Origin of the sequence: Streptomyces sp. NPDC048352, from assembly GCF_040651895.1 — a bacterium.
In the GTDB taxonomy this organism is placed as follows: Bacteria; Actinomycetota; Actinomycetes; order Streptomycetales; family Streptomycetaceae; genus Streptomyces.
This window is the reverse complement of the sequence record NZ_JBEZKZ010000019.1, coordinates 1-23008: the sequence shown is the minus strand read 5'-3', so window position 1 is coordinate 23008 and position 23008 is coordinate 1. Positions and strand designations below refer to the sequence as shown.

The following is a 23008-nucleotide window of genomic DNA, read 5'->3' as shown; positions in this document are numbered from 1 at the left end:
CCGGCTGCGGTCAGCCGGACAGCACGTCCAGCAGCCGGTCGACGTCCGCCTCGGTGTTGTAGAGGTGGAAGGAGGCCCGCAGGGTTCCCCCGCGGGCGGAGGTGTGGATCCCGGCGGCCTGCAGGGCGGCCTGCCGGTGCTCCAGGCCCGCCACCGAGACGATGGCGGCGTCGCCGGGGACGGGCTCGTGGCCGAGGCCCGCGAGTCCGGCCCGGTAGCGGCGGGCGAGGGCGGTGTCGTGGGCGTGGACGGCCTCGACGCCGATGCGTTCCAGCAGGGCCAGCGAGGGTTGCGCGGCGTAGTACGGGAGGAACGCCGCGGACTCGTCGAAGCGGCGCGCGTCGGCCGCGAGTTGCCGCATCGGGCCGTAGCAGGCATCCCACTTGGACTCGGCCGCCACCCATCCCGCGTGCAGCGGCGTCAGGCCGGGCTGGGCGTCCTCGGAGACGGTCAGGTACGAGGCGCCGCGGCCGCCGAGCAGCCACTTGTAGCCGCCGGTGACGGTGTACTCGTACGGCGAGGCGTCGAACGGCAGCCACCCGGCGGCCTGGGTGGCGTCCACGAGCATCCGCGCCCCGTGGGCGTCCGCCGCCGCGCGGACGGCGGCGAGGTCGGCCGTGCGGCCGTCGGCGGACTGTACGGCGCTCAGCGAGACCAGGCGGGTGCCGGGGCGGACGGCTTCGGCGAGGGATTCCAGCGGGGCGAAGCGGACCTTGAGGTCGCCGCGCAGCACGAAGGGGTTCATGACGGAGGCGAAGTCCCGCTCGGGAACGAGGACTTCGGCTCCGGCGGGCAGGGAGGCCGCGATCAGGCCGACGTGGGTGGCGACGGACGAGCCGACGGCCACGCGCTGCGGGTCCACCGCCACGAGCCGGGCGAAGGCGGCCCGCACCCGCTCGACGACGTCGAAGTCACCGGAGCCGCCGGGCAGTCCGGCTCCGGCCGCTTCGGCCAGGTCCCGTACCGCGGCGACGGCGGACCGCGGGAGCACGCCGGCGGCAGCGGTGTCGAGGTAGGTGGTGGAGTGCGCGAACTCGGCGGCGGACAGGCGGGACACGGCGGAGAGCGGAAGATCCATGCCGTCCACTCTGCGCCGCCGCCACCTCAAAGTCCATTGCCGAGTTTTGCGTACGAACCCAAAGGGGTGCTTATACCTGGGGGACCGTGCACGCCCCGTCGGGCTCGCAGGCCTCGGCGGTGGGCGTCTCCACGGTCTCGCGCCCGGCCCAGGCCTGCTCCAGCGCACGGGTGAACACCTCGGCGGGCTGGCCGCCGGAGATGCCGTAGCGCCGGTCGAGGACGAAGAACGGCACGGCGTTCGCACCCAGTTCGGCCGCCTCGCGCTCGTCCGCCCGCACCCGGTCCGCGTAGGCGGAGTCGTCGGCGAGGACCGTACGGGCCTCCGTCTCGTCCAGCCCGGCCTCGACGGCCAGGGCGACCAGCACCTCGGGGTCGAAGACGGACCGCTCCTCGGCGAAGTGGGCGCGGAAGGCGAGGTCGAGGAGCTCCTCCTGCCGTCCGCGGGCGGCGGCCAGGTGCAGCAGGCGGTGGATGTCGAAGGTGTTGCCGTGGTCGCGGCCCTCGGTCAGGTACGCCAGCCCCTCGGCGCGGGCGCTGGCGGCGACGTGCTCCTCCATGCCGCGCGCCTCCTCGAGGGTGCGGCCGTACTTGCGGGCGAGCATCTCCAGAACCGGGGCGGTGACCCCCTTGGCGCCGTTCGGATCGAGCTCGAAGGACCGGAAGACGACCTCCACCTCGTCGCGGTGGGCGAACCCGGCCAGCCCCTTCGCGAACCGGGCCTTGCCGATGTAGCACCAGGGGCAGGCGATGTCGCTCCAGATCTCGACGCGCATGTTCCTTCTTCTCTCCGGGGACGGCTGAGGGACGACTAAGCGGTTTGCGGTTCAACCACCTGGTGTCCCGTCTCATTCCCCGGACGCCGCACCGACCTCCAGCCAGAGCGTGCGGTGGGAGCCGGCGGGGGCGGCGGAATCCGGGCGCCAGCCGTGGGAGGCGTAGAAGGCCTGGGCCCGCAGGTTGTGTGCGTAGACCTCCAGGCGGACCCGTTCGATCCCGGCGCGCCGCCAGGCGGCGAGGCAGGCGGCGTGCAGGGCGGCTCCGGTGCCCCGGCGCCAGTGGCCGGGGTCGACGTGGAGCTGGGTGAGGGTGGTCACGCCGTCGGCGGTGAGGAAGGCCGCGACTCCGGTGACCTCGCCGTCCCGCTCCGCGCACAACACCTGCCCCTGCCACGCCGGGCGGGCCACGGCCCGGGCCCAGCCCTCGCGGGTACGCGCCTGCTCGGTCTCACCCGCGTAGGCCTCCTCGGGGACGCGGCCCCGGTAGTAGGTGGCCCGGGCCCGGGTGTGCAGGGCGGCGATGGCGTCGAGGTCGGCGGCGTGCGCGGTCCGGATCACGGGAAGGGGAACGCGCCGGGAACCGTGTCGGTTCCCGGCGCGTCGGCCCCGTGCGTGCGGCGGCTACTTCTTCAGCCACGCCGCCATCATCTTCTGGGCGATCGGCGCGGCCAGCTTGCCGCCGCCGATCTCGGAGCGGTCGGTGTCCGAGTTCTCGATCATCACCGCCACCGCGATCTGCTTGCCGCCCGCCTTGCCGTACGAGGTGAACCAGGCCAGCGGCGGGATGTTGTTGTTGACGCCGCGCTGGGCGGTGCCCGTCTTGCCGCCCACCTCGGCGCCCGCCACCTGCGCGGGCTTGCCGCCGCCCTCGGTGGCCACCGTGCGCATGGCGTCCTGGAGCATCGAGGCGGTCTTCGGGCTCATCACCTGCTCGGTCTTCGGGTCCTTGAAGTCCTCCAGGACGTTGCCGTCGCCGTCGGTCACCTCCGAGACCATGTGCGGGGCGACGAGCTTGCCGCCGTTCTCGATCGCGGCGGTCACCATGGCCATCTGGAGCGGGGTGGCCTGAACGTCGAACTGGCCGATGCCCGTCTGCGCGACCTGGTCGACGGACAGCTTCTTCGTCGGGTACTTGCTCGGCGGGTTGGTGCGCACCGGGGTGTCGATCTGCGTGTTGAAGCCCAGCTTCTCCGCCATCGCCCGCATCTTCTCCTGGCCGAGCTTGGAGGCCAGCTCCGCGAAGACGTTGTTGCAGGACAGCCTGAGGGCGGTGCGGGCCGACACGTTGTTGCAGGCCTGGTCGCCGGCCTCGCTGGGCAGCTTCGTGCGGGTGCCGGGGATGGTGTAGGCGCCCGGGACGCCGGTCGGCGTGTCGATGCCCGTCACCAGGCCGTTCTCGATCGCCGCGGCGAGGGTGACCAGCTTGAAGGTGGAGCCGGGTGCCTGCGGCTTGCGCAGCGCCACGTTCTCCATGGCCTTGCCCTTGTCGGCGGACAACTGCTCCCAGGCCGCCGAGTCGTTGGCGCCCGTGATCCGGCCGGGGTCGTAGGAGGGGTTGTTGACCACCGCGAGGATCTGCCCGTTCGCCGGGTCGATGGCGACGGCCGCACCCTGTTTGCCGTCGAGGGCGTCGTAGGCCGCCTTCTGGACGTTCTTGTCGAGGGTGGTCAGGACGTTGCCCGGGTCGGCCCGCTTGTTGGTGAGCATGTCCATCACCGTCTTCAGCCGGGTGTCCGAGCCGTTCAGGACGTTCTTGTAGACGCCCTCCAGCATCGTCGTGCCGTAGGCCTGGGAGCTGTAGCCGGTGATCGGCGCGTACAGCGGGCCGTCCACGTACGTCCGCTTGTACCCGAAGTCCTTGCCGCCGGTCTTCGCCGAGCCGGTGATGGCCTCACCGCCCACGATGATGTTCCCCAGCGGGTTCTCGTACTGCCCGATGAGGTTGCGGCGGTTGTTCTTGTCGTCTGCGAGGGCCTGGCCTTGGTACGCCTGCACCCAGGTGACCCGCACCAAAAGGGCCAGCACCAGAAGCAGACAGAAGACCGACGCACGCCTGATCGTCTTGTTCATCCCCCGGAAGGACGTACCAGCAGCCGTGCGCGTTCCGCTCTGCCCGGATTGTGACCGCCTTCTCAGGCTTTCTTCATGATGAAGCCCCCTTCGTAGGCGGCGATGACGGCCTGGGTGCGGTCGCGGGAGTCGGTCTTGGCGAGGACCGCGGCCACGTGCGTCTTGACCGTCTGCGGGCCGACGCCGAGGTGCTCGCTCATCTCGTGGTTGGACAGTCCGGTGGCCATCAGGCGCAGGACGTCGGCCTCCCGGTCCGTCAGACGCGCCGCCCAGGCGGGGGCGGGCGGGGCGGCCGCGGTGTGGGCGGCGGCCAGGGAGCGGACGGCGGCTGGGAAGAGCAGCGAGTCCCCGCGGGCGACGAGGCGGACCGCGCTGATGAGCTCGTCGGGGTCCGCCCGCTTGAGGAGGAACCCGCTGGCGCCGGCGCGCAGCGCGTCGTAGACGTAGGCGTCGTTCTCGAAGGTGGTGACGACCACGATCCGGGGCGGGTCGGGCATGGTCCGCAGGATCTGCCCGGTCGCGCGGATGCCGTCGATCTCCGGCATGCGGACGTCCATCAGCACCACGTCGGGGGCCAGGGAGCGGACCAGCGGGACGGCTTCGGCGCCGGTCGCCGCCTCGCCGACGACCTCCATGTCGGGCTCCGCGTCGAGGATGACGCGCAGGGCGGTGCGGACCATCCGCTCGTCGTCGGCGATGACGATCCGCAGCGGGGGCCGGCTCATCGCCCGGCTCCGGGGAACGCGGCGCCGGGGAACGGGCCGGGGGCGGCGCTGGGGAAGGGGCCGGGGGCGGCGCCGAGCGGCAGGACCGCGCGCAGGCGCCAGCGGCTCCCGTGCGGGCCGGCGTCTATCCGCCCGCCGAGCAGGGCGGCCCGCTCGGCGGCGCCGCGCAGGCCGCGGCCTCCGGTGCGCCGCGGCTGCCCGCCCTCACGGCCGGGCGGGTGCTGGGCCGGCGGGTTGGTCATGGTGATCTCCAGTTCACGGTGGCCGTCGGGTGTGTGGACGCGGATCAGCAGGTCGACGGGGCCCAGGCCGTGGCGCAGGGCGTTGCTCAGGCCCTCCTGCACGATCCGGTAGGCCTCGCGGGAGGCGATCGCCGGGAGCTGGCCCCAGTGCCCCACCGGGCCCGGGTCCTGCCGGCAGGTGATGGCCGTGCCGCCGGCCCGGGTGCGGGACAGCAGCCCGTCGAGGTCGGCGGCCAGGGTCGGGGCGGGCGCGGCGTCGGCCCGGGCCGGGTCCCCGTCCCGCAGCAGGCCGAGCACCGCGTCCAGCTCGCCCACGGTGCGCCGGGTGGTGTCCTCGATCGCGGCCAGCGCCTCCCGTACGAATTCCGGATCGCGGTCGAGCACCCGCCGGGCCGCCCCCGCCTGGAGGGTGACGGCGCTCAGGGCGTGACCCACCGCGTCGTGCAGCTCCCGGGCCAGCCGGTTGCGCACGGCGAGGTCGGCGGCCCGCTCCTCGGCGGCGGCCAGCCGGTCCGCCGCGGTCGGCCCGAGGAGTCCGGGGGCCAGCCGGGCCAGCAGCGCCCCCGCCGCGGCGGAGCAGAGGACGACCAGGCCCAGCAGCCCCGCCCCGAGCAGGGGGGCGACCCAGGGGGCTGCCGCGCTGCCGAACCAGCCCGTCGCGACGGGCCGCGCCCGCAGCGCGGCGGAGAACGGCAGCAGGATCAGCACCACCGCCATGGGCGTCGCCGCGAGGGTCATCCCGCTGATCACGGCCCCGACCCCGAGGTGGAGCGTCCACCAGGCGGAGGCCCGCCACCGGGCTCCCCAGGACCGGGCCGGCCCGTCGGCCAGCAGGTCCCCGGGCACCCCGCTCATGGCCCTTACCGCGGTCACCGACATCGGCCGGACCAGCCCGAACAGCCCGGTGACGGCGGCGAGCGGCAGCGCGGAGGCGTAGGCGGCGAGGGTCAGGGGCAGCGAGGACAGAACGTTCGCCCCGTCGGCCGCGACGCCGACGAAGACCTGGGTGAGCAGGAAGTACGGCATCAGCAGGGCCCCGCCGAGGACCAGGTGCACCCAGCGCAGCCGGGCCCGTCTCCCCAGCACCGCCCCGGGCCACCGACGCAGCACCCCCACCCCGTTCATAACCCGCCCCCCTTCTTCCCGCGCCTTGTTCCCGCCCCTTGTTCCCACGCCGCCCGTTCCCCGTCGGGCGGCGCGGCCCCCGCCGTCCCCGCTCGTCGGCCTCCCCGCTCCCCCGGCCGCCCGCTCCGCCTCAGCCCGCCCGGCGGGAGGGGAGGTGGCGGACGAGGACCGCTGCGGCGAGCAGCCCGGTGATCATCTGGCCAGCGTAGGTCAGGTACATGGCCGTGGTGGCCTCTTCGTTCGTCCCGAAGTTCACCCCGAGAGTCGCGGCCATGGTGAACGCCCCCCAGCTCAGCATCGCCGCCGAGCCGGTCCAGGCGAGGGCCAGCGGCCATCGCGCCGGGCGCCCGCCGCCCCGGCTCAGCAGCACGGTCCCCGCCGCCGCGGCGAGCGCGCACACCGCGTACGCCGCCGACACCACGCCCGACTCGGCCGAGTACGCCGCCACCCGATCGGCGGGCAGCCCCGCGCTGCCGCCGAAGGCCCAGTACAGGTGCGCCGCGGCCACCGCGGTGCCCGCCAGCGCGGCGGCTCCTGCCACCACCCCCGTGGGAGACGGGAGCCGCCGCTCCGGCACGCCCCGCCGGCCGCCGCCCCAGCGCTCCCGCACGTAGGCGACGAACAACCCGGCCAGGGCGATCGCCTGAAGGATGAAACCGCTGTAGACGACGATGAACACCCAGGAGTCGAGGAAGGGTTCCCGGGCCGCCCGGACGGCCTCGCCGGCGCCCATGCCCAGGGCCTTGACGAGCGCTTGGGCGGGGAACCCGAGGACGATCGGGGTGAGCAGCCCGGTGGCGACGTACGCCGGAACGACGAGGAGCCATCCCGGCACCCGTCTGCCCCAGGGTCTGGTGAGCGCCAGTACGAGCACGATGACGGTGGCGTCCATGGCCAGCGTGACCGCGTTGGCCACGGTGATCGGCAGCCCGCCGTCCAGCAGCAGGCTGCCGTCCGGTATCCCGATGCGGCTCCCGGCCAGCCAGGCCGTCTTGAGCGTGAGGTACGGCAGCGTGGCAGCCAGCGCCACGGCGCTCAGGATCCGCCGCCCGGCCCCGAGGCGCCGGCCGCGGGTGGCCTTGTCGCCGCCGTCGAGGCCGGCCGGAGTCGCCGGGTTCGTCAGGCCGGTCGAGTCGGCCGAGTCGGCCGGAGTCGTCGGATTCGTCAGGCCGGTCGGTTCGGTCAGGCCGGTCGGGTCGGTCAGGCCGGTCGGTTCGGTCGGTCCGGTCGTGTGGACTGCTCGTGTCGTCATGTCCCCACGGTCGCCCGCGCCGGCCCCCCTCCACCTCCCCCGTGAAGGTGAACCGCCTCCCCCGTGCGGGGGAGGCGTCCACCGGACCCGGCCCGTCACATCCGCCGCGTCACCACCGACAGCCGGTCCCGCGCTTCGAACAGCGCCGCCTTGATGGCCCGTTCGTGCTCCTCCGTCAGCCGCGCCACCGGCACCGAGCAGCTCACCGCGTCGCGGGCCGGCGTCCGGTACGGCACCGCCACGCCGAAGCAGCGCAGCCCGAGGGTGTTCTCCTCCCGGTCCACCGCGTACCCCTGCTCCCGCACCAGCGCCAGCTCCTCGACCAGTTGCTCCCGGTCGGTCACGGTGTGCTCGGTGACCGCCTCCAGCCGCCTCGGCAGCAGCGCCCGCACCTCCTCGTCGGTGTGCGTGGCGAGCAGCGCCTTGCCCAGGGCGGTCGAGTGGACGGGCAGCCTGCGCCCCACCCGGGTGAAGGGCCGCAGGTAGTGCTGGGACTGCCGGGTGGCGAGGTAGACGACGCTGGTGCCGTCCAGCCGCGCCAGGTGGATGGTCTCGGTGGTGTCGTCGGAGAGCCGGTCCAGGGTGGGCCTGGCCGCCGCGACCACCTCGTCCCCGTCGATGTACGAGCTCCCGACCAGCAGGGCCCGTACGCCGATGCCGTAGCGCGTGCCGGTGGCGTCGGTCTCCACCCAGCCGAGGTTCACCAGCGTGCGCAGCAGCATGTAGAGGCTGGACTTCGGCAGGGACAGGTCGTTCTGGATGTCGGCGAGGCTGTGCAGGCCGGGCCGCGCCGCGAAGTGCTCGAGCAGCAGGACCGTGCGGACGGCCGATTTCACCGGCGCCGCCGTCGCGGGGACCCCGGGCTCGGCCGGGCCGGCCGTCTCGGCTGTCGTCATACGCCTACTTCCCCTCTGGTCGGCTCTGATCGCCTCTTGTCACCCGGTGGACGCGGAAATAGAGTCCGCAACAGACGTGATCATTCATCCACCGGAACGGCGTTCAGAATACTGAACGGTCCAGGAGGTAGCGGGCCATGACAGCGACACCAGTCTGGAGTGTGGACCCCCGCACCGGGAAGCAGCGGGAACGGGTTGCGGCGGAAGCCACACCCGGGGAGGTGGACCGGGCCGTGCGCGCGGCCCACGCCGCCCGCCCCGCCCTGGCGGACGCCACCGTCCGGGCCGGTTTCCTGCGGACCGCCGCCGACCTGCTGGACGGGGCCGCACCGCTCGTGGTGGAGACCGCCGACGCCGAGACCGCGCTGGGGGCCGCGCGCCTCACCGGCGAGCTGGCCCGCACCACCGGACAGCTGCGCGCCTTCGCCGACGTGGCCGAGGAGGGCTCCTACCTCGACGTGCGGATCGACCGCGCCGACCCGTCCCTCAGCCCGCCGCGGCCCGAGCTGCGCCGCTACAAGGTGCCGCTGGGGGTGGTCGCCGTCTACGCCGCCTCCAACTTCCCGCTGGCCTTCTCCGTGCCCGGCGGGGACACCGCGAGCGCGCTGGCCGCGGGCTGCCCGGTGGTGGTCAAGGCCCACCCCGACCATCCGGCCACCTCCGAGCTGTGCGCCTCGCTGCTGCGCCGCGCGGCGGCGGCGTGCGGGCTGCCGGCGGACGTGGTCGCCGTGGTCCACGGCTTCGACGCCGGGCTGGAGCTGGTCCGCCACCCGCTGGTGGCCGCGGCCGGGTTCACCGGTTCCATCCGGGGCGGGCGGGCGCTGTTCGACGCGGCCGCGGCCCGGCCGGTGCCGATCCCCTTCCACGGTGAACTCGGCTCCCTCAACCCCGTCGTGGTCACCCCGGCGGCCGCCGCCGAGCGCGCCGAGGAGATCGGCGCCGGGCTCGCCGGCTCGGTCACCCTGGGCGTCGGCCAGTTCTGCGTCAAGCCCGGCCTGGTGCTGGTCCCCGGGGGCCCCGACGGCGACCGGCTCGCCGACGCCCTCGCCAAGTCCCTCCAGGAGACCGGGCCGGGGGTCCTGCTCGACCACCGGATGCGGGACGCCTTCGTCTCCGGCGTCCGTGAGCGCGCCGCCCTGCCCGGGGTGACCGCGCCCGTCCTGCCGGGGCCGGGCGGCGGGCAGGGCGGCGGGCACACCGTCGCGGCCGGCTTCTTGAGCGTCCCGGCGGCCACCCTGCTGGAGGGCGCCGGGCACGAGCTGCTCCTGGAGGAGTGCTTCGGGCCGGTGACCGTCGTCGTGCGGTACGCCGCCCAGCGCGAGGCCGCCGAGGTACTGGGCCGGCTCGGCGGGAACCTGAGCGCCACCCTCCAGCTGTCGGCCGCCGAGACCGGGGGTGCGCCCGGGCCGGCCGCCGAGCTGATCGCGCAGGTCACGGGGCTGGCGGGGCGGATCGTGGTGAACGGCTGGCCGACCGGGGTCGCGGTGGCGCCGGCCCAGCACCACGGCGGCCCCTACCCGGCGGCCACCTCGCACTCCACCTCCGTCGGCGGCACCGCCATCGAGCGGTGGCTGCGCCCGGTGGCCTACCAGTCGGTGCCGGACGCCCTGCTCCCGCCCGAGCTGCGCGAGGCCAACCCGCTGGGGCTGCCGCGGCGGGTGACCGGCACCGCGTAAATGCGTTGCTGCCCCGCCCGAGGCGGGGCAGGCTGCGCCGCATGCCGAAGCCACAGGGGTTCACGTACGCAGTGCACAGCGACCGCACCGTCCGCATCACGCACCGGGGCCGCGCCGCGGGCACCTTGCGGGGTGCCCGGGCCGACGCGTTCCTGGCCGAGGTCGAGTCCGGTGACGCGCAGCTGGTGATGGCCCGCTGGACCGGCGCCTACAAGATCGGCAACGAGCGCACCGCCAGGAACCACCCCCGCAACCGCCGCTGAAATCAGGGCGGAGAGTAAGGGAACGGCAAAGCCGCTCCGCTCGTTCTCCGGGTATGACCGCTATGACCCCTGGTTCCAACCTGCCGCTCAACACCGACCGCGTGACGGTGGACGTGGCTGCCCCGGTGCGGCTCGACGTGTCGGGGCTCCTGCTCGCGGCGGACGGCAAGGTGCGCTCCGACGCCGACTTCATCTTCTACAACCAGCCCTCCGGGCCCGGTGTCAGCCACCGGTCCGGCGGCGGTTCGGCGCCGGACTCGATCACCGTGGACACCGGCGCGCTGCCGCCCGGCATCGAACGCATCGTGGTCACGGCCAGCCCCGACGCGGCCGGCCAGAGCTTCCAGGGCATCGAGCCCACCGCCACCGTGCGGGACGCGGCGGGCGGCATGGTGATCGCCACCTTCACCCCGCCGCGGCTCGGCCCCGAGACGGCCCTCGTGGTCGTCGAGATCTACCAGCGCGGCGGCGTCTGGAAGGTGCGCGCCGTCGGCCAGGGGTACGCGAACGGCCTCGCGGGCATCGCCACCGACTTCGGGGTCTCCGTGGACGAGGAGCCGGCCCCGCCCGCGGCGGCCGCTCCGGTCGCCCCGCCGGCGCCCGCGGCGCCCCCCGCCCCGCCGGCCGCGCCGCCCGCGTCTCCCTGGCTGGGCGGTCCGGCGGCCACCGCCCCGGCCGCCCCCGCCCCGCCGGCCCCCGCGGCACCGCCGGCCGGGCCGCCCGGGGGCGGGAAGATCAACCTCGACAAGGGGCGGGTCAACCTCCAGAAGAACCAGACCGTGTCCCTGGTCAAGGGCGGCCGCCCGCTACTCTCGCAGGTCAAGATGGGGCTGGGCTGGGAGCCGGCCTTCGGCGGCCGCGACATCGACCTCGACGCGTCCGTCATCGCCTACGGCCCGCAGCGCAACCACATCGACAGCTGCTACTTCGGCAAGCTGTCGATCCTGAACGGCGCCGTCAAGCACTCCGGGGACAACCTCACGGGTGAAGGCGCCGGGGACGACGAGGTGATCGTCGTGGACCTCGGCCGGCTGCCCGCCGACGCCACCGGACTGGTCTTCACGGTGAACTCCTTCTCCGGCCAGAAGTTCACCGAGGTCGCCAAGGCCTACTGCCGGCTGATCGACGCGGCGAGCGGGGAGGAGCTGGTCCGCTTCGACCTGACCGGCGCCGAGCCCCAGACCGGCGTCATGATGGCCAAGCTGATCAAGCAGTTCTCCGGCGAATGGGAGATGACGGCCATGGGCGAGTTTGTGAAGTCCCGCACAGTGCGCGGCATGGTCAAGCCCGCCTCGCAGGCTCTCTGACCAGGTGGGCGGGCATATGCCGAGACCCGCTGCCCGACGGGCGGCGATCCGGGTGATGGATGCCACGCGTAATCCGGAGGTGGCTGTCAGTGCCCGCCCGTAGCCTTGGAAGCATGCAGAAGACACTCCAGCCCGCGGGTCCCGCGCGCCCGTCCGCCGCCGAGGCGAACGAGGCGATACGGCGTCTTGTCGAGACCCGGGTGGACGGCGAGTGGCCTTCTGAGGCGTACGAGTTCCTGCTCGAGGAGTGGGCAGCGGCCTCCCGCGCCGAGGAGATGGCCACCGTTCAGTGAGCGGTCCCGGGGCACAGGATGCCCCGGGGCCGCCGTCCCCCCTTGGGGGAGCGCCACTTCGGCGGGAGCACCTCCGCCGGGCTCCCGCGTCAGCGGGGCGAGCGCCGCCAGGGGCCGGTGATGGCCAGCATGATGCCCGGGTCCTGGATGTTGGCGTACAGGGTGCGCCCGTCCGGGGAGAAGCAGACCCCGGTGAATTCCGAGTACTCGGGCTCCTCGGCCGTCCCGATGTTGAGCTCGTTGCGCGCAAGCGGGTAGACGCGGCCCGATTCGGTGGCCCCGAGCAGGTGTTGCACGCCCTCGCCGTCCTCGGCGATGACCAGGCCCCCGTACGGTGACACGGTGATGTTGTCGGGGCCGTCGTACCCGCCCTCGGCGCCCGGCTCCCGGTTGACCCCGATCAGGACGACGAGCCGGACCGTACGCCGCTTGGGGTCGTAGAACCACACCTGGCCGTCGTGCGCGGTGCCCGGGCTCTCCTCGCGCGCGTAGGAGGAGACGAAGTAGGCGCCCCCGTCGGCCCACCACATGCCCTCCAGCTTGCGCCCCCGGGTCACGGCGCCGGCCGCGAACTGCTTGCGCACCGGCAGGCTGCGCGCGTCGCGGTCGGTCACCTCCACCCAGTCGACCCCGTACACGGTGCCGGTCTTCGTCGCGCGCGAGAGGTCGTCGACGAAACGGCCCTGGCTGTCGAAGCACTTGGCGGCCGCGAGCACCCCGGCGTCGGCGGCGAGGGTACGCAGCTTGCCGCGCCCGTGCCGGAAGCCGTGCGGCGGGGTCCAGCGGTAGAACAGCCCGTTGGGGCCGGAGGCGTCCTCGGTCAGGTAGGCGTGGCCCTGGCGCGGGTCGATGACCACGGCCTCGTGCGCGTACCGCCCGAACGCCTTGACCGGCTGCGGGTCGCGGTTGGCCCTGCGGTCGTGCGGGTCGACCTCGAAGACGTAGCCGTGGTCCTTGGTCATGCCGTTCTTGCCGGCCAGGTCCTCGGTCTCCTCGCAGGTCAGCCAGGTGCCCCAGGGGGTGGCGCCGCCCGCGCAGTTGGTCGACGTACCGGCGATGCCCACCCATTCGGCGACCTCGCCGCCGCGCCGGACCTCCACGACGGTGCAGCCGCCGGCCGCCGCCGGGTCGTAGACGAGGCCCTCGGCGAGCGGTACGGGGTGGGCCCAGCCGGTGCGCGGCCCCTTGAGCTCGTGGTTGTTGACGAGGAGGGTGACGCCGCGGTGCCCCTCGAAGGCGGCGGTGCCGTCGTGGTGGGACGGGGTGCTCTCACCGGAGTCGAGGGTGGTGACGCCGGAACGGGTGATCACCCGGTAGCGGAACCCGGCGGGGAGGGCCAGCAGTCCGGCCGGGTCCGGGACGAGCGGCCCGTAGCCGGGGGCGTGCGGGCGTCCCTGCGCGTCGAGGGCGTCGGGCGTCGGGGCGTCGGCGGCCAGCGCCCCGGGGGCGGTGGCGAGGGCGCCGACCGTCCCGGTCAGTGCGACGCCCGCACCGGCGATGACGGTGCGGGCGGTGAAGTCTCTGCGGCTGAGGGGCATCGGGGCTCCAGGGGTGGGGAGGTGGTGCGCCTGACGTACGGTCGTCGGCGCACACGCTCCCGCCCGTACGTGAACGGCGGCTGAACTACCCGAGAATGCGGACCGAGCCCTTCCCGGAAGCCGGAATGGCGAACTCCGGCACCGGAAACGGCCTGTTGTACACCCCCCGCCCCGGCGCCCGCCACAGGCCGCGCCGGGTGACGGGCGGCGGGCGCCCCCGCGCGGTCAGGCCTGCCGGGAGCGGGCCTTGAACGCCGCCTTCCGCGCCTCCTTGGAGGCCTTCTTGTCCGGGTGCAGCCGGCCCATCGCCTCCAGGACGTACGCCGTGGAGGGGTGGTCCACCCGCCAGACCTGCTCGAAGAAGCCGGCGTGGTGCTCCGTCAGGCTGCTCATGAGCTGCGGCAGCTCCTCGGTCTCCCCGTCCGCCGCGAGCTGTGCCGCGATGGTGTCCACCGTCAGCCAGAACACCATCGCTCCGTCGGGCGCCGGTACGCCGGTCACCCCGTGCTCGGCGAGCCAGACGCGGGCGAGCCCGCCCAGTTCCGGGTCGTCCAGGACCGCCCGCATCGCCGGCTCGGCCTCCGGCCCGGCCGGGGCGAGCGCCTGCTGGCACCGCAGGCGGCGCAGCGGGGCGCCCTCGTCGTCACCGCGGGCGGCGGCCAGCAGCTCGGCCACGGCGTCCGGCAGGGCGCGCCCGGCCAGCCACTGCTCGATCTCGGCCTGGGCGGCGCCCTCCGGGTAGCGGGAGACGGCGTCGAGCAGCGCTTCGGCGCCCTTGTCGGCCAGTTCCCCGACCGCGGGGGCCTCGACCCCGGCCTCCAGCATCCGGGCGCGGACACCGTAGAGGCCGAGCGGGGTCAGCCGTACCATCCCGTACCGGGACACGTCCTCGTCGTCCTCGGGACCGGGCCCGCCGGAGGAGTCGGCGGCACCGGCGTCCGCGAGGTCGTCCTCCTCGGCCAACAGGGCCTCGTCCACGGGCCGGTACTCGACCAGCCCGATGGGCTCCAGCTGGCGGAACTGGTCGTCCAGCCGCATCATCGCGTCCGACACCTGCTCCAGCACGGCGTCGGTCGGATCGCCCATCTCGTCGGGCACGATCATCGACGCGGCGAGCACCGGCAGCGGCACCGGGCCCTCGCCCGCCCCGCCTTCGGCGACGGTGAGCAGGTAGAGGTTGGCGAGGACCCCGTCGAGGAAGTCCGCCTCGCGCTGCGGGTTCCAGTCGAGGCGGTCGAAGTCGATCTCACCGCCGGCGTCCAGGGCGTCGACGAGGTCGTCCAGTTCGGGTACGGCCGCGTCCGCGAGGACGGTGTCCAGGGCCGCCAGCCACAGGTCGAGCACGTCCCCGGGTGCGCCGCCGGCCACCAGCGCGAGGTCCTCGCCGGGGGTGGCGGTGCCGTACTCGGGCTCGCCGCCGTCGGCGCCGTCGCCGCTGTCCTCCTCCGGCTCGGTCACGTCGACCAGGCCGGTGTCGACGGCCACCCGCCAGGCCTGGCTCGCGTACACGGGGGCGTCCTCGTCCGCGGCGTCGAGACCGAGGGCCTCGGCGGCCTCGGGCAGCTGGTCGGACGCGAGTTCGCCGCCGACGTCGACGCGGGTGGCGGGTCCGGCCCAGCGGGCGAGGCGTACGGCGCGGGCGAACAGCGGGGCGACGAGGGCGTCGCGGGCCAGCTCCGCGTCGGAGGGCAGCCGTACCGGCGGCAGCGTGGGGTGCGGCTCTGCGGACATGGGGTGGTTCTCCTCGGACGGGCCGCGCGGGGCGGTGGGGCGGCTGAGCGGTGGGGCGGTCAGGCGGTCGGGTGGTTCCGGGCAGTGTCACGGCGCCGGGCGACGGATGCCGTCCGGCCATGTGGCCGAAAACACATACGGACGGACCGTCAGGCCCGGTGCGGCGACCAAGCGTAGACGCATTCGGCGCAGGCCAGGCGGCCATCACCTTTGGTTCATCGCACAGTCGACCGTCGTATCCCCTGGAGCCCTTGACAACGTCCCTGGTCACCCAGGAAATTGACGCGCGTAGATGTACACGGGCCGTCAAGCGCCCGCACCTTCTCCTCCACACACCGGAGTTCCCGCCCATGCGCTCCTCGCATCCCCGTTCCGCCGCCGTCGCGGCCCTCGTCGCCACCGCGCTGGCCACCGGCCTGCTCGCGGGCACCGCCGACGCGGCCGAAGGCGCCGGGTCCGCCGATCCGATACGCATCCACGACATCCAGGGCACGACCCGGATCTCCCCCCTCAACGGCAAGCAGGTCGCCGGGGTCGAGGGCATCGTCACGGGCGTGCGCACCTACGGCTCCCGCGGCTTCTGGATCCAGGACCCGGACGCCGACGACAACTCCGCCACCAGCGAGGGCGTCTTCGTCTTCACCAGCTCCGCCCCGACCGTCGCCGTCGGCGACGCCGTCAAGGTCTCCGGCACGGTCGGCGAGTACGTCCCCGGCGGTGCGGGCTCCGGCAACCAGTCCGTCACCCAGATCGCCAAGCCCGCGGTGACGGTGGTCTCCTCGGGCAACGCGCTGCCCGCGGCCGCCGCGATCAGCGAGTACACGGTCCCCGCGGAGTACGCCCCGGCGGGCGACCCGGCGGCCGGCGGCAGCATCAACGGCCTCACCCTGGAGCCCTCGCGCTACGCCCTGGACTTCTACGAGTCCCTCGAGGGGATGAACGTCCGCATCGGCACCTCGCGCGTCGTCGGCGCCACCGACCCGTACGCGGAGCTGTGGGTGACGGTGAAGGGCTGGGAGAACCCCGCCAAGCGCGGCGGCACCGTGTACGGCTCGTACGAGTCCCAGAACACCGGCCGCCTCCAGATCCAGCAGCTCGCGCCGCTCGCGCAGCAGCCCTTCCCGGTGGCCAACGTCGGCGACAAGCTCACCGGCACCACCGAGGGCCCGCTCGATTTCAACCAGTTCGGCGGCTACACCCTCGTGGCGCGCACCCTCGGCACCGTGAAGGCGGGCACGCTCGCCCCCGAGAAGACGAAGGCCCAGTCGCCCGGCGAGCTGGCGGTGGCCACGTACAACGTGGAGAACCTCGACCCGAGCGACCCGCAGGAGAAGTTCGACAACCTCGCCAAGGCGGTCGTCGACAACCTGGCCTCGCCCGACATCGTGGCCCTGGAGGAGATCCAGGACGACAACGGCGCCAAGAACGACGGCACGGTCTCGGCCGAGCAGACGCTGACGAAGTTCACCGAGGCGATCAAGGCCGCGGGCGGCCCCGCGTACCAGTGGCGCTCGATCGCCCCGGAGAACAACAAGGACGGCGGCGAGCCCGGCGGCAACATCCGCCAGGTGTTCCTGTTCAACCCGGCCCGGGTGTCCTTCACCGACCGCGCCGCGGGCGACGCGGTGACGGCGACCGGTGTGACGCAGGAGAAGGGCAAGGCCGCCCTGACCCACTCCCCCGGCCGGATCGACCCGGCGAACCCGGCGTGGGCCGACAGCCGCAAGCCGCTGGCCGGCGAGTTCGTCTTCCGCGGCCGCACCGTCTTCGTGATCGCCAACCACTTCGGCTCCAAGGGCGGCGACGAGGGCCTGGTCTCGCACCACCAGCCGCCGGTGCGCAAGTCGGAGGAGAAGCGGCTCCTGCAGGCGCAGGCGGTGAACGGCTTCGTCAAGGAGCTGCTGGCGGTCGACAAGAACGCGGCCGTCCTCGCGGTCGGCGACATCAACGACTTCGAGTTCTCCGGGACGGCGAAGGCGCTGGAGGACGGCGGGGCGCTGTACTCGGCGATCAAGTCGCTGCCGAAGGCGGAACGTTACTCCTACGTCTACCAGGGCAACGCGCAGGTGCTGGACCAGATCCTGACCAGCCCCTCGATCAAGAACTTCAGCTACGACAGCGTGCACATCAACGCCGAGTTCTCGGCGCAGAACAGCGACCACGACCCGCAGGTGCTGCGCTTCCGTCCGTAACCCGGCCGCAGGGGCCCGGCCACCGTCCCGGGCCGGGCCCCTGTCACAATCCGGCCATGATCCTCCGTACCGCGACCCGTCAGGACCTGCCCGCCGTACTCGCCCTGCTGGCCGACGAGGAGCGGGTCCTCGATCCGGCCTCGGTCACCGTCGGCGAGGCGCACGAACGGGCCTTCGCCGCCATCGGGGCGGATCCGCGCAACGAGATGCTGGTCCTCACCGCGGAGGAGGCCGGCGGACCGGGGGCAGAGGTGCTGGGCTGCCTCCAGCTGACGTACGTCCCGGGTCTGGGACAGGGCGGCCGCGACCGGGCGCTGGTGGAGGCGGTACGGATCCGCGCGGACCGCCGGGGCGGCGGCCTGGGCGCGGAGCTGATGCGCCTCGCGGTCGAGCGGGCCCGCGCGCGGGGCTGCGGGCTGGTCCAGCTGACCAGCGGCAAGCGGAGGTCCGCCGCGCACCGCTTCTACGAGCGCCTGGGCTTCGCACGCAGCCACGAGGGCTTCAAGCTGCGGCTGGATCCGTAGGCCGGCCGCACCGCGCCGGGGCTCCGGCCCTGGCGTGACGCTGGACACACCGGTGCCAAAATCTTCCGGTTGTGGTGTTGAGTGTCCCCACGCCCGAACTTGCCCTCCTTGTACCGTCCGCACCCCGGGAGGACCGCGTGTTCCCCTCCATCTCCCTCGCCCAGGAAATCGGCGTCGCCGTCCTCCTCGTGGCGGCCCTCGTCTGGGTCTTCGGCCTCGGCCACATGCTGTGGGACAGCCGCTTCCACCACCCGGAGCCGGGCTCCCCCGAGGGCCTCGCCGCCATCCCGGGCCAGCGCGGCGCCGACGCGCACCCGATGGAGTCGGTCCAGCTGACGGAGGCGGAGGAGCAGGCCTTCGCGGGCCTGATCCGCACGCTCCCGCTGCACTGACGGCCCCCGCCCACGACGAGTGCCCTCCCGGTCCGACCGGGAGGGCACTCGCTGCTGACGGGCCGACGCCTGCCGGCGGGGCGTCAGTTGTGGCTGTGCAGGACCTCGTTCAGGCCGCCCCAGTTCGCCTTGTACGGGCGGGCCTCGACGGCGCCGGTGACCGAGTTGCGGCGGAAGAGGATGTTGTCGGCGCCGGACAGCTCCAGGGCCTTGACGATCTGGCCGTCCGGCAGGGTCACCCGGGTGCCGGCGGTGACGTAGAGGCCGGCCTCGACCACGCACTCGCTGCCCAGCGCGATGCCGATGCCCGCCTCCGCGCCGATCAGGGTGCGCTCGCCGATCGAGATGATCTGCTTGCCGCCGCCGGAGAGGGTGCCCATGGTGGACGCGCCGCCGCCGATGTCGGAGCCGTCCCCGACCACGACGCCCGCGGAGATGCGGCCCTCGACCATGGAGGTGCCCAGGGTGCCGGCGTTGAAGTTGACGAAGCCCTCGTGCATGACGGTGGTGCCCTCGGCGAGGTGCGCGCCGAGGCGGACGCGGTCCGCGTCGGCGATGCGCACGCCCTTGGGGGCGACGTAGTCGGTCATGCGGGGGAACTTGTCGATCGAGGTGACCTGGAGGTGCAGGCCCTCGGCGCGGGCGTTGAGCCGCACGGTCTCGACCTGGTCGACGGCGACGGGGCCCAGGGAGGTCCAGGCGACGTTGGCCAGCAGGCCGAAGACGCCGTCCAGGTTCTGGCCGTGCGGCTTGACCAGGCGGTGGCTCAGCAGGTGCAGGCGCAGGTACGCGTCGTGCGCGTCCAGCGGCTTGTCGTCCAGGGAGGCGATGACGGTGCGGACGGCTACGACCTCGACGCCGCGCACCGCGTCCGAGCGGACGGCCTTGGCGGCGGCCGCGCCGAGGAGCTCCACGGCCCGCTCGGCGGTGAGGCGCTCGGTGCCGGCCGGGCCGGGCTCTGCGGTCAGCTCGGGGGCGGGGAACCAGGTGTCGAGGACGGTGCCGTCGGCGGCGAGGGTGGCAAGTCCGGCGGCGACGGCGCCGGTGGTACGCGTAGCAGTCATGCCCGAAACCTAACCGGCGACGGCCCGCGGTCGCGAACCGGTCTCATGTGCCGGTCGGGCGGCGTGTCGCTCCCCCGGCCGGCCGGCCGCCCGCGCCTCGCTCCGGTGCCGGGCCAGTACGACCGCCCCGGCGCCCGCCGCCAGGGCCGCGCACAGCGGCCACAGCAGGCCGGGGGCCGCCGCGTACAGGGCTCCGCCGGCGGGCGGGGCGAGGACGGTCCCGCTGACGGAGACCCCGGCGTACAGGCTCTGGAAGCGCCCGACGGCGTGCTCGGGGGCCTGGTCGGCGACGTACGCGGTGGCGGTGGTCTTGTAGAGGATCTCGCCGAGGCTGAGCAGCACCATCATGGCGACGGCGGTCGCGAGGCCGGCGCCGAGGAGCAGTGCCGCGTAGCCGGCGCCGACCAGCACCAGCCCGGTGCCGATGACCGCCAGGGGCGGCCGGGCGCGCAGGGCGACGGCGGCGGGCAGTTCCAGCAGCAGGATGACGGCCCCGTTGAGGGCCATGACCAGCCCGAAGGCGCGGACGTCGAGGCCGTGGTCGGCGAGGAAGACGGGGAAGACGGAGTACTGCTGCCGGTAGACCACGTCCACGACCAGGACCGCACCGAGCAGTACCAGCACGCCGGGGCGCGCCCGCAGCGCCGCCCACACCCCGTCGCGGCCCCGACCCCCGTCCGGGGCCGCGGCGGGTGTGCGGGCGGCGCCGCGGGCGGGGACGACGCGGGCGGTCCAGACGGCGAAGAAGAGGGTGCCGAGGCCGTCACCGACGAACAGCCAGTCGTACGAGATCCCGGACGCGACCAGGGCCCCCAGCGGCGGGCCGAGGGTGAAGCCGCCGTTGGACACGCAGCGGACGACCGCGAAGGCCTGTCGGCGGGCCCCTTCGGGGACGGTGACGGCGACCAGGGCGGCGTTCGCGGCCCGGACGACGCCGGCCGCGTACTGCGCCAGCGGCAGGGCGGCGTACAGCAGCGGGGTGGGCAGCAGCGGGAAGACCGTCAGGGCGGCGCCGCCGAGGGCGGAGGCGGCGAGCAGCACCCGGCGGTGGCCGAAGCGGTCGCCGTACCAGCCGCCGGTGAAGTTGCCCGCGACGAGCCCGATGCCGCCGATGCCGGTGACCAGGCCCGCCTGGGCTGCCCCGAGGCCGCGCGGGCCGCTCAGGTACAGGAAGACGAAGACGAAGGTGACGCTGACGACGGCGTTGACGAAGACCCCCGCGGCCAGCAGCCACACGACCCTCGGTACGTCCTTGAACCCTTGCAGCACACCGCCACCCCCGCGCCCCGACCGAGTAAGTTCCTTTTGGGAACGGACTATGTCAGCATGACAGCCTTGGGTCAACGGACTAAGGAGGTCCCATGGCCCAGCGCACGCACCTCGGTGACGCGGACTGCTCCATCGCCCAGGCCCTCGACGTCGTGGGCGACTGGTGGACGCTGCTGATCGTGCGCGACACCGCGCGCGGCCTGTACCGCTTCGACGAGCTCCAGCGCGAGCTCGGGATGTCCCGCAAGGTGCTCGCCGAGCGGCTGAAGCTGCTGGTCGAGGCCGGGGTGCTGACGCGCGAGCCGTACCGGGAGCGCCCGGTGCGGCACGAGTACCGGCTGACCCCGCGCGGGCGGGGGCTGCTGCCGGTCCTGGTGGCCCTCCAGGACTGGGGTGACACCTGGGTCCTGGGAGAGGGAGAGATGACGGCGACGGCCGAGGAGTCCTCGAAGGAGGCCGTACGGGTCCACGCGCTGCGCGGCACCCGGCTGCCGGAGCTGCTGCTGCCGGACCGTTTCGGCGAGCTCCGCGACCCAGTGGCGGACACCCCGTTCACCGTCCTGTACTGCTTCCCCGGCGCCTACGCCCGGGCCGAGTCCTACCCGCCCGGCTGGGCCGGGATCCCGGGGGCGAAGGGCTGCACACTGGAGTCGTGCAGCTTCCGCGACCAGCTCGCGGAGTTCACCGCCGCCGGAGCCACCGTGCACGGGGTCTCCACGCAGCGGCCCGACGAGCAGCGGGAGTTCGCGGAGCAGGAGCAGCTGCGCTTCCCGCTGCTGTCGGACGCCGGACTGGACCTGGTGACGGCCCTGCGGCTGCCGACGTTCCGTGCGGCGGGGGTGAGCCGGATCAAGCGGCTGACGCTGGTCGTGGACCGGGACCGCACGGTGCGCGAGGTGCTGTACCCGATCGGCGACATCGAGGCGAGCGTGACGGCGGCCCTGACGGCGGTGCGCGCCGGCGGCTCCGCGAACCAACCGCCCCAGCCCGGCGGCTCCCCGGGCTGACCGCCCCGGCCCGGCGGCTCCCCGGGCCGACCACGGGGCCCGGCGGCTCCGCCGGGCCGGCCGCGCGGCCCCGGCACCGGGCCGCCCCGCCTCAGGCCCCCGGCCTCAGCACCCGGGCCAGGACCTCGTGGGCGTACGGCTCGTCGTACGGGGCGCCCGTCAGCAGCACCTGGAGGGCGACGCCGTCCATCACCGCCACCAGCGCCCGCGCCGTGACCGGGTCGGTGTGCTCCTCCAGCGCGTCCGCCAGGGCCCCGCACCATTCGGCGGCGACCGGCCGCAGCGCGGGCCGGCGCAGCGCGGCCAGGTAGAGCTCGTACTCCAGCTCCGCCCGGCCCCGGTCTGCCGACAGGGTCTCGCCCAGCAGCCGCGCCAGCGCCCCGGCGAGGTCCTCGCCCGGGCGCACGGCCAGGACGGGGGCGAAGGCCTCGGCCGCCTGCCGCAGGGCGGCGGTCAGCAGGTCGTCCAGGGTCGCGAAGTGGTAGGTGGTCGAACCAAGCGGTACGTCCGCCTCCGCCGCCACGCTGCGGTGACTGAGCCCCCCGATGCCCTTGGCCGCCACCACCCGGATCGCGGCGTCGATGATCCGCTGACGGCGCCCGGGGTCGTACCGCCGCACTCCGGCGGCCATCAGTGCGCCGTCCCGCCCAGGTTCAGCAGCACCACGCCGCCGATGACCAGGGCGATCCCGGCGATCTTCGCGGCGGTGGCCGCCTCCCCCAGGAACACCATGCCGATGGCGGCGATTGCGGCGGTACCCACCCCGGCCCAGATCGCGTACGCGGTGCCGACCGACATCGACTTCAGCGTCCGCGCGAGCAGGGTGAAGGCGATGACGTAGCCCAGCAGCGTGCCCAGCGAGGGCCACAGCCGGGTGAAGCCGTCGCTGTACTTCATGGCGGTGGTGCCGGCGACTTCCGCGGCTATGGCCGCGGCGAGCAGGACGTAGGGCATGTGTACGACGGTACCCATCGATGCGTACACATGTACACACGCACGCCCGCAGACACCCGCGCGGCGCGGGGCTACGGTGTCCCCCTCAGGGGACGGGGGGCCGCGCATGGCGCAGTACGGGACCCACACGGGCGGCGGCTGGCTGCCCCCGCCGCGACCCCGGCCCGGCGTGGTGCCGCTGCGGCCCCTGGGGCCCGGGGACATCCTCGGGGGCGCGGTCACCACCCTGCGCCGGTACGGCGGCGCGCTGGGCGGCGCGCTGCTCCTCGGCCAGCTGACGGCCGGGCTGCTGGTCGCCGCGGCAGCCGGGGCGGCGACCCTCGCCTCCCTCAGCCGCAGCTCCGGCAGCCGGGTCTTCGTGTGGACCCTGTTCCCGGCGGCGGCCCTGTTCCTGCTGTTCACCTGCGCGCTGGCCACCGCCTTGACCGCGGTGCTGCTGCGCCCGGCGGTGCTCGGCCGGCCGGTCACCGCGCCGGGGCTGCTGCGGGCGGCGCTGCCCCGGACGCCGGGCGTGCTCGGCGCGCAGCTGCTGGCCCTGCTCACCGCGGCGGCCCCCCTGGCGGCCGGGGCGGCGGCCGGGGGGGCGGCCCCCCCGCGGCGGCCGCGGGGGCCCCGCCCCCGGTGGGGCGGGG

General features: G+C 74.3%; 22 protein-coding genes and 1 pseudogene. 9 read left to right on the top strand and 14 right to left on the bottom strand.

Annotated features, from left to right (window positions below):
* Positions 1-10 precede the first annotated feature (10 nt).
* The 8 genes from AB0D45_RS12940 to AB0D45_RS12905 all read right to left on the bottom strand — a co-directional run bounded on the left by AB0D45_RS12940 (position 11) and on the right by AB0D45_RS12905 (position 8166).
* Positions 11-1078, bottom strand: coding sequence for an aminotransferase class V-fold PLP-dependent enzyme (locus AB0D45_RS12940; protein ID WP_362457906.1), 1068 nt, complete (start codon positions 1076-1078; stop codon positions 11-13).
* A 70-nt stretch (positions 1079-1148) separates the two neighbouring features.
* Positions 1149-1853, bottom strand: coding sequence for a DsbA family oxidoreductase (locus AB0D45_RS12935; RefSeq protein ID WP_362457903.1), 705 nt, complete (start codon positions 1851-1853; stop codon positions 1149-1151).
* 72 nt (positions 1854-1925) lie between these two features.
* Positions 1926-2414, bottom strand: a complete 489-nt coding sequence (locus tag AB0D45_RS12930) for a GNAT family N-acetyltransferase (protein ID WP_362457900.1) — start codon at positions 2412-2414, stop codon at positions 1926-1928.
* Between the two features lie 63 nt (positions 2415-2477).
* Positions 2478-3926 carry a penicillin-binding protein 2 gene (locus AB0D45_RS12925; RefSeq protein WP_362457897.1) on the bottom strand — a complete coding sequence of 483 codons (1449 nt, stop codon included), beginning with the start codon at positions 3924-3926 and terminating at the stop codon, positions 2478-2480.
* A 62-nt stretch (positions 3927-3988) separates the two neighbouring features.
* A complete protein-coding gene (locus tag AB0D45_RS12920; protein WP_362457894.1) occupies positions 3989-4651 on the bottom strand; it encodes a response regulator transcription factor in 663 nt (220 codons plus the stop codon).
* A complete protein-coding gene (locus AB0D45_RS12915; RefSeq protein ID WP_362457891.1) occupies positions 4648-6018 on the bottom strand; it encodes a histidine kinase in 1371 nt (456 codons plus the stop codon). The genes AB0D45_RS12920 and AB0D45_RS12915 overlap by 4 nt, the downstream gene beginning before the upstream one ends.
* Before the next feature lie 130 nt (positions 6019-6148).
* The gene (locus AB0D45_RS12910) at positions 6149-7270 is read right to left on the bottom strand and encodes a hypothetical protein (RefSeq protein WP_362457888.1); all 1122 of its coding nucleotides are present in this window, start codon (positions 7268-7270) and stop codon (positions 6149-6151) included.
* Positions 7271-7365: 95 nt separating this feature from the next.
* Entirely contained in the window at positions 7366-8166 is an 801-nt protein-coding gene (locus tag AB0D45_RS12905) for an IclR family transcriptional regulator (RefSeq protein WP_362457885.1), read from the bottom strand.
* A gap of 137 nt (positions 8167-8303) precedes the next feature.
* Between AB0D45_RS12905 and AB0D45_RS12900 the strand changes: the two genes are divergently transcribed.
* From AB0D45_RS12900 to AB0D45_RS12885, 4 genes are all read left to right on the top strand, one after another.
* Positions 8304-9842 carry an aldehyde dehydrogenase (NADP(+)) gene (locus AB0D45_RS12900; RefSeq protein WP_362457883.1) on the top strand — a complete coding sequence of 513 codons (1539 nt, stop codon included), beginning with the start codon at positions 8304-8306 and terminating at the stop codon, positions 9840-9842.
* A gap of 41 nt (positions 9843-9883) precedes the next feature.
* Positions 9884-10105, top strand: coding sequence for a hypothetical protein (locus AB0D45_RS12895; protein WP_361599216.1), 222 nt, complete (start codon positions 9884-9886; stop codon positions 10103-10105).
* Between the two features lie 53 nt (positions 10106-10158).
* Positions 10159-11412, top strand: a complete 1254-nt coding sequence (locus tag AB0D45_RS12890; protein WP_362457880.1) for a TerD family protein — start codon at positions 10159-10161, stop codon at positions 11410-11412.
* Between the two features lie 113 nt (positions 11413-11525).
* Positions 11526-11705, top strand: a complete 180-nt coding sequence (locus tag AB0D45_RS12885; protein WP_361599210.1) for a hypothetical protein — start codon at positions 11526-11528, stop codon at positions 11703-11705.
* Between the two features lie 89 nt (positions 11706-11794).
* Here AB0D45_RS12885 and AB0D45_RS12880 read toward each other — a convergent pair whose 3' ends face one another.
* A complete protein-coding gene (locus tag AB0D45_RS12880; RefSeq protein WP_362457877.1) occupies positions 11795-13243 on the bottom strand; it encodes an alkaline phosphatase PhoX in 1449 nt (482 codons plus the stop codon).
* Positions 13244-13468: 225 nt separating this feature from the next.
* Positions 13469-14974 carry a hypothetical protein gene (locus AB0D45_RS12875; protein WP_362457874.1) on the bottom strand — a complete coding sequence of 502 codons (1506 nt, stop codon included), beginning with the start codon at positions 14972-14974 and terminating at the stop codon, positions 13469-13471.
* A 350-nt stretch (positions 14975-15324) separates the two neighbouring features.
* On the opposite strand from AB0D45_RS12875, the gene AB0D45_RS12870 reads away from it, so the two are divergent.
* From AB0D45_RS12870 to AB0D45_RS12860, 3 genes are all read left to right on the top strand, one after another.
* The gene (locus tag AB0D45_RS12870) at positions 15325-17166 is read left to right on the top strand and encodes an endonuclease/exonuclease/phosphatase family protein (RefSeq protein WP_362457871.1); all 1842 of its coding nucleotides are present in this window, start codon (positions 15325-15327) and stop codon (positions 17164-17166) included.
* A gap of 56 nt (positions 17167-17222) precedes the next feature.
* Positions 17223-17690, top strand: coding sequence for a GNAT family N-acetyltransferase (locus AB0D45_RS12865; RefSeq protein WP_362457868.1), 468 nt, complete (start codon positions 17223-17225; stop codon positions 17688-17690).
* A gap of 137 nt (positions 17691-17827) precedes the next feature.
* Positions 17828-18082, top strand: a complete 255-nt coding sequence (locus AB0D45_RS12860) for a hypothetical protein (RefSeq protein WP_361599196.1) — start codon at positions 17828-17830, stop codon at positions 18080-18082.
* A gap of 83 nt (positions 18083-18165) precedes the next feature.
* Here AB0D45_RS12860 and dapD read toward each other — a convergent pair whose 3' ends face one another.
* Entirely contained in the window at positions 18166-19146 is a 981-nt protein-coding gene (gene dapD / locus AB0D45_RS12855; protein ID WP_362457865.1) for a 2,3,4,5-tetrahydropyridine-2,6-dicarboxylate N-succinyltransferase, read from the bottom strand.
* Between the two features lie 9 nt (positions 19147-19155).
* A complete protein-coding gene (locus tag AB0D45_RS12850; RefSeq protein ID WP_362458031.1) occupies positions 19156-20412 on the bottom strand; it encodes an MFS transporter in 1257 nt (418 codons plus the stop codon).
* A 95-nt stretch (positions 20413-20507) separates the two neighbouring features.
* Between AB0D45_RS12850 and AB0D45_RS12845 the strand changes: the two genes are divergently transcribed.
* Positions 20508-21422, top strand: a complete 915-nt coding sequence (locus AB0D45_RS12845) for a winged helix-turn-helix transcriptional regulator (protein ID WP_362457862.1) — start codon at positions 20508-20510, stop codon at positions 21420-21422.
* Between the two features lie 91 nt (positions 21423-21513).
* Here the strand turns inward: AB0D45_RS12845 and AB0D45_RS12840 are convergent, their stop codons facing one another.
* Complete coding sequence (locus AB0D45_RS12840; RefSeq protein WP_362457859.1) at positions 21514-22053, bottom strand: TetR family transcriptional regulator; 540 nt, start codon at positions 22051-22053, stop codon at positions 21514-21516.
* On the bottom strand, positions 22053-22376 hold the full coding sequence (locus AB0D45_RS12835; RefSeq protein WP_361599184.1) for a multidrug efflux SMR transporter: 324 nt from the start codon (positions 22374-22376) through the stop codon (positions 22053-22055). The genes AB0D45_RS12840 and AB0D45_RS12835 overlap by 1 nt, the downstream gene beginning before the upstream one ends.
* A 106-nt stretch (positions 22377-22482) precedes the next feature.
* Between AB0D45_RS12835 and AB0D45_RS12830 the strand changes: the two are divergent.
* A pseudogene (locus AB0D45_RS12830) lies at positions 22483-23008 on the top strand (hypothetical protein); the annotation flags it as partial.